We start from the raw sequence: 5,721 nt of genomic DNA on the forward strand, positions 1-5,721 counted from the left end.
CGGCGGGCAGGGCAGCCTCGTCCTCCGCGGTGAGCAGGGGCAGGCGGCCGACCGGGGTGCCGGGCGGGACGTCGGCCAGGGCCGACAGGAGCCGGGCCAGCCGCCGGGCGTGGACGGCCAGGTCCCGCTCCGAGTAGAGGGCGGCGTTGCCGTCGAGTTCGAGGGTCAGGCGGTCGCCGTCGAGCAGCAGCGCCACGGCCAGGTCGTCGACGGGCCCGGCGGCGAGGTTGCGCACGGTGCCGGGCAGCGGACCGAACTTCACGTCGGACGCGAACGGCTTGATGTTGAGCAGCGGGCCGAACAGCGCCCGTGCGGAACCGGACAGGCCGAGGTCGCGGCGGAGCTCCTCGATCCGGTACCGGGAGTGGCGGCGGGCCTCGGCCATCCGCCGGGCCGTCTGCCGGACCAGGTCGCCGAGCGGGACGCCGGGGCGCACGTCGAGCCGGAGCGGGAGCACGTTGACGGTCAGGCACGGCACCCGCAGGGCGGCACCGGACCGGTTCATCAGCGGCAGGCCGACCAGTACGTCGGTGCTCCCGGTGAGCCGCCCGAGGTAGACGGCGACCCCGGCGGCGGCCACCTCGGCCCAGGTCGTCCGGGTCTCGCGGGCGAGCGCCTCCCAGTGCCCGGTGGCGGGCAGCTCCTCGCGGTGCCGTACGACCTCCCGCGCCGAGAGCGCGGCGCGCCCGCCAGGCCCGCGGGCTCGGGAGCGCCGTCCAGCACGCCGAGCCAGTAGGCCCGGTCCTTGGCGTGGCGCTCGGAGCCGAGATAGGCGGCCTCCTCCTCCAGCACGGGCGCCAGCCCGCCGAACGGGCTCGGGCCGCTCGGCAGGCCGTCGGCCAGCGCGCTGTAGATCTCCGCGACCCGGCCGACCAGCATAGACATCGCGTAGGCGTCGATCAGCAGGTGGTGCACCCGCAGATACCAGGTGAACCGGTCGTCGGCCAGGCGGAGCAGGGCGTGGCGGGACAGGGAGCCGTCGCCGCCGCCGTCCACCGGGTCCACCGGCGTGCGCACGTCGGCGCGCATCCACGCCTCGGCGGCGGCGTCCGGGTCGGCCTCGCCGCGCAGGTCGAGGACGGTGATGGAGTCGCGCAGCGAGTCGCACTCCGGCAGGTACTGGGCGGGCTCCTCGGTGAAGCGCAGGCGCAGCGGCTCGGCCTCGGCCAGGCCGCGCCGGAGCGCCCGCTCGAACAGCGCCGGGTCGACCGCGCCGTGGATGTCGACCCGGTCGGCGGTGTTGTAGACGGGGTTGCCGGGATCCAGGCGCTGGGCGAACCAGATGCCCGCCTGCGCCCCGGTGAGCGGGAAGGTCTCGGAACCCGGTCCGGCGGAACCCGGTCCGGCGGAACCTGGGGCGGAACCCGGCCTGATGGCACTCGACTCGGAAGCGCTCAACTCAGCAGCTCCGCCCAGGCCGCGACGGTGGGCTTCTCCGCCAGGTCGGCGAAGGTCAGCTCGACGCCCTCGCGGCGCCACCGCTCGATCAGGGTCATCACCCGGATGGAGTCCAGCCCGGCGTCCATGAGGTTCTCGTCGAACTCCAGCTCCTCGGGGTCCACGTAGAGCAGTTCGGCGATCTCGGCGCGGAGCCGTACGGCGGTGTCAGACACCGGCCACCTCCCGGGTGAGGGCGCGGCTGAGCTGCCGGGTGGTGACGGTGACGGCGCAGCGCTGGGCGGCGTAGTCGAGGGCCATCCGGTGGTGCTCGGCGGAGAAGTCGGCGATCGCGTCGGCGACCACGAACGGCTGCACGTCCCGCATGAACGCCTCGCAGGCGGTCATCAGCACGCCGATGTGCGCGTAGATCCCGCAGACGATGAGCTGGTCGCGGCCGAGGGAGTCCATCAGCTCGGCCAGGCCGGTCCGCTGGTAGGCGCTGTAGCGCCACTTGGTGAGCAGCACGTCGCCCTCGCGCGGCGCCAGCCCGTCGACGATCCGGGCGTCGTGCGGGTCGGGGCCGATGCCGTCGCCCCAGAAGTCGAGCAGCAGGCCGCGCTGCTCGGCGCTCTGCGCGCCGGGCTGCGCCGAGTAGACGACGGGCACGCCCAGGGCCGCGCAGTGCTCGCGCAGCGCCAGGACGTTGGACATCAGCTCGACCAGCGGCGACTGCCCGGGGGTGAAGGCGCGCACGAAGTGGTTCTGCATGTCGTGGATGAGCAGGACGGCGCGGCGGGCGTCGGGCTGCCACGCGACCCGGTTGGCGGGCAGGTCGTCCGGCATCGGGTAGGGCTGGATCCGGGGGATCGCCATGGTGTGTCAGGTCCTTTCGCGGAGGTGGCGCTTGCTGACCTTGCCGACCGCGGTCTGCGGGAAGGCGTCGACGAACTCGAACATGTCCGGGATCTTGAAGGCGGCGATGCCGCGTTCCCGCAGGAAGGCCCGGAGCTCGGCCTTCTTCGGCGCCTCGCCGCGGCAGATCAGGTAGGCGCGGGTGCGCTCGCCCAGGTAGGGGTCGGGGACGGCGACCACGCTGGCGTCGCGGATCGCCGGGTGGGCCAGGAGGTGGTTCTCGACCTCCTCCGCGGCGATCTTCTCGCCGCCCCGGTTGATCTGGTCCTTGGCCCGGCCCTCGACGACGAGGTAACCGCCCTCGGTGCGCCGGACGATGTCGCCGGTCCGGTAGAAGCCGTCTTCGGTGAACGCCGTCCTGTTGTGCTCGTCGGCCCGCCAGTAGCCGCGGATCGTGTACGGCCCGCGGGTCAGCAGGTGGCCGTAGTCGCTCTCGTTCCCCTCGTCGTCCAGGATGAGGATCTCGTCGTCCGGGGAGATGGGGCGGCCCTGGGTGGAGACGATCACGTCCTCGGGGTCGTCGAGCCGGGTGTAGTTGACCAGCCCCTCGGCCATGCCGAAGACCTGCTGCAGGGTGCAGCCCAGCTCGGGCCCGACCCGCTTGGCCGCCTCCCGGCTGAACTTGGCTCCGCCGACCTGGAGCACCTCCAGGCTCGACAGGTCGTGCCCGCCGGAGGCGGCGGCGTCCATCCAGACCAGCGCGAGCGGCGGGACCAGCGCGGCGATGGTGACCCGCTCCCGCTCGATCAGCGGGAAGCAGGTGCCGGGGCTGGGGTCGGGCGCCAGCACGCTGGCCGCCCCGGCGCTGAGCGCGCCGAAGACGCCGGGGGAGCTCATCGGGAAGTTGTGCGCGGCCGGCAGCGCGCACAGGTAGACGCTGTCGGGGGTCAGCTCGCAGATCTCGGCGCTGGCCCGGAAGCTGTAGATGTAGTCGTCGTGGGTCCGCGGGATCAGCTTGGGCAGGCCGGTGCTGCCGCCGGACAGCTGCAGGAACGCCACGTCCCCGGGGTCGGCGTCGGGCAGGTCGAGGGGATCGGTCTCCGACAGCCCGGCCAGCTCGGCCAGGGTGAACGCGCGGGTGCCCGGGGCGTACGCCTTGTGCTCCTCGTCCGGGCAGATGTAGGCGGCGGCCTCGGTGAACTCGCAGAAGTAGGAGATCTCCGCGGAGCGGTGCGCGGGCAGCGCGAAGACCGGGAGCGCGCCGATCCGGAAGAGCGCGAAGCAGACCTGGTGGAACTCGGGCACGTTCGGCAGCTGCAGGACGACCCGGTCGCCGTGCCGGATCCCGGCGGCGTGCAGCCCGGCGGCGAGCCGGTCGGCCCGCTCGTCCAGGTCCCGGAAGGTCCACCGGGCGGCGGGTGAGCCCGGGGAGCCGGGGGAGATCAGCGCGGGGCGGGAGCCGTACCGGGCGGCGAGGTCGCGCAGCAGGCCGCCAAAGGTCTCACCCCGCCAGTATCCGGCGGCGCGGTAGCGGGCGGCGACGTCGTCAGGCCAGTGCATCGGTGTTCACTCCCAGGGCCAGCAGCATGGTCCGGAACTTGGCGGAGGTCTCGGCGAGCTCCCGCTCGGGGTCGGAGCCGGGGACGATCCCGGCGCCCGCGAAGAGCCGCAGGGTCCGCTCCGCCACCTCGGCGCAGCGGATGGTCACCGCCCACTCGCCGTCGCCGGCCGCGTCGGTCCAGCCGACCAGGCCGGTGTAGGCGCCGCGGTCGAACGGCTCCAGCTCTCCGATCACCCGCCGGGCCTCGGCGCGGGGCGTCCCGCACACGGCCGGGGTGGGGTGCAGGGCGGCGGCGAGCGCGAGGGAGGGCGTGCCGGGGTCGCGCAGCACGCCGGTGACGCGGGTGGACAGGTGCCACATCGTCTCGGTGGAGGTCAGCTCGGGGGTGTACGGCACCTCCAGCTGCGCGCAGTACGGCTGGAGCGCGTCGGCGACCGCCTCCACCACCAGGCGGTGCTCGTACAGGTCCTTGGCGGAGGCGGTCAGCGCCTCGGCGCGGCGGCGGTCCTCGGCGGGGTCGGCGCTGCGGGCCGCGGAGCCGGCCAGGGGGTTGGAGAGCACGCTCCGGCCCCGGCGCGAGACGAGCAGCTCGGGGCTGGCGCCGATGAGGGTGCGGCCGCCGGGCAGCGGCGCGGCGAAGGACAGGTCGCGCCCGGCCAGGGGACGCAGCAGCTCGCGCAGGTCGACGGGCCCGTCGCCGTCGAGTTCCAGGGTCCGGGCGAGGACCACCTTGCGCAGACCGTCCGGGTCGCCCGCCGCGTCCTCGAAGATCTCCACCGCCCGCCGTACGGCCTTGCGGTAGTCCTCGGGGGCCGGGACCGGCCGGACCCGCCAGCCGCCGCGCGGGGTCGCCGCGACGGGTTCCAGCGGACCCGACCAGGTCGCCGCGGCCGGGACGATCAGGTGCGCCGCGCCGTCGAACCCGATCGTCCCGGCCGCCACCCTGCTCGCCGCCCAGGCCGTCGGCCTGTCCGCCGCGCCGTCCATCGCGCTGTTCGCGCCGAGCACGGCCGTGACCCGTTCGGGCAGGGAGCCGAGCCCGCCGCCGACGACGGTGCGCACGCCCCGGGTGAGCAGCGTGCCGCCCGGCGAGGAGTAGAGCACCGACTCGCTGGGTGCGTAGCCCGCCAGCGGGTCCGCGGCGGTTGTCAGCGAATGCATCGAAGTCCAATCTGGTCGGGCGCAAGGGGTCGCGCCGCCGTCGGCGGAGAGGTCGGGGAGGTCGGAGAGGTCGGGGAGGCCGGAGCGGCCCTGTCCGGTCAGGTGCGGAGGGTCGCGCCGCCGTCGACGAGGAGGTCGTGCATGGTGATGTGCCTGGCCCGGTCGGAGGCGAGGAAGAGGACGGCGTCGGCGACGTCCGCGGGCTCGGCGACGCGGCCGAGCGGGATGCCGACCCGGAAGGCGGCAGGGTCGCCGTTGAGCACGGCGCTCTGCGCGTCCTCGGGGTCGCGGTCCCCGGCGAGAGCGCGCAGCATGGCGGTGTCGGTCGAGCCGGGGGAGACGACGTTGCAGCGGATGCCGTGCCGGGCCAGCTCCAGGCCGAGGCAGCGGGTGAACATGGTGGCGGCGGCCTTGGAGGCGGCGTAGGCGGCCATGCCGACCCGCGGCACCGAGGCGGCGTTGGAGCCGACGGTGACGATCACGCCGCGCCGCCGGGGGGTCATCCGGGCGGCGACCGCGCGGGAGGCGTGGAAGACGCCGTCGGTGTTGACCGCGAAGGTCCGCCGCCACCGTTCGTCGTCGGTCTCCGCGGCCTGGCCGGGCAGGAGCACGCCCGCGACGTTGACCAGGATGTCGATCGGGCCCAGGTCCCGCTCGACGGCCGCGACCGTCTCCTCGACCGCGCGCGGGTCGCGCACGTCCAGCCGGTACGGCGTCGCGCCCTTGAGCTCCTCCGCCGCGGCGGCGTCCAGGCCGCCCGCGGACCC

At 74.8% G+C, this 5,721-nt stretch carries 7 protein-coding genes; all 7 read right to left on the reverse strand.

Features of this window, described 5'->3' with window-relative positions:
- The coding region (locus tag ACWJ6R_RS28700; RefSeq protein ID WP_449065221.1) for a condensation domain-containing protein at nucleotides 1–580 on the reverse strand (580 nt) is incomplete at its 3' end.
- Nucleotides 505–1,398: a condensation domain-containing protein gene (locus ACWJ6R_RS28705; RefSeq protein WP_449065222.1), complete on the reverse strand. Its 894-nt coding sequence runs from the start codon at nucleotides 1,396–1,398 to the stop codon at nucleotides 505–507. The genes ACWJ6R_RS28705 and ACWJ6R_RS28700, both read right to left, overlap by 76 nt.
- Nucleotides 1,395–1,613: a phosphopantetheine-binding protein gene (locus ACWJ6R_RS28710; protein WP_449065223.1), complete on the reverse strand. Its 219-nt coding sequence runs from the start codon at nucleotides 1,611–1,613 to the stop codon at nucleotides 1,395–1,397. Before ACWJ6R_RS28710 ends, ACWJ6R_RS28705 begins: the two co-directional genes overlap by 4 nt.
- On the reverse strand, nucleotides 1,606–2,253 hold the full coding sequence (locus ACWJ6R_RS28715; protein ID WP_449065224.1) for an isochorismatase family protein: 648 nt from the start codon (nucleotides 2,251–2,253) through the stop codon (nucleotides 1,606–1,608). The genes ACWJ6R_RS28710 and ACWJ6R_RS28715 overlap by 8 nt, the downstream gene beginning before the upstream one ends.
- A 6-nt stretch (nucleotides 2,254–2,259) precedes the next feature.
- Nucleotides 2,260–3,792, reverse strand: a complete 1,533-nt coding sequence (locus tag ACWJ6R_RS28720) for a (2,3-dihydroxybenzoyl)adenylate synthase (protein WP_449065225.1) — start codon at nucleotides 3,790–3,792, stop codon at nucleotides 2,260–2,262.
- Nucleotides 3,779–4,954: an isochorismate synthase gene (locus ACWJ6R_RS28725; protein ID WP_449065226.1), complete on the reverse strand. Its 1,176-nt coding sequence runs from the start codon at nucleotides 4,952–4,954 to the stop codon at nucleotides 3,779–3,781. The genes ACWJ6R_RS28720 and ACWJ6R_RS28725 overlap by 14 nt, the downstream gene beginning before the upstream one ends.
- Nucleotides 4,955–5,052: 98 nt before the next feature.
- Nucleotides 5,053–5,706, reverse strand: coding sequence for a 2,3-dihydro-2,3-dihydroxybenzoate dehydrogenase (locus ACWJ6R_RS28730; RefSeq protein ID WP_449065227.1), 654 nt, complete (start codon nucleotides 5,704–5,706; stop codon nucleotides 5,053–5,055).
- Between the last annotated feature and the right edge of the window lie 15 nt (nucleotides 5,707–5,721).

This window comes from Planomonospora algeriensis (assembly GCF_977012225.1).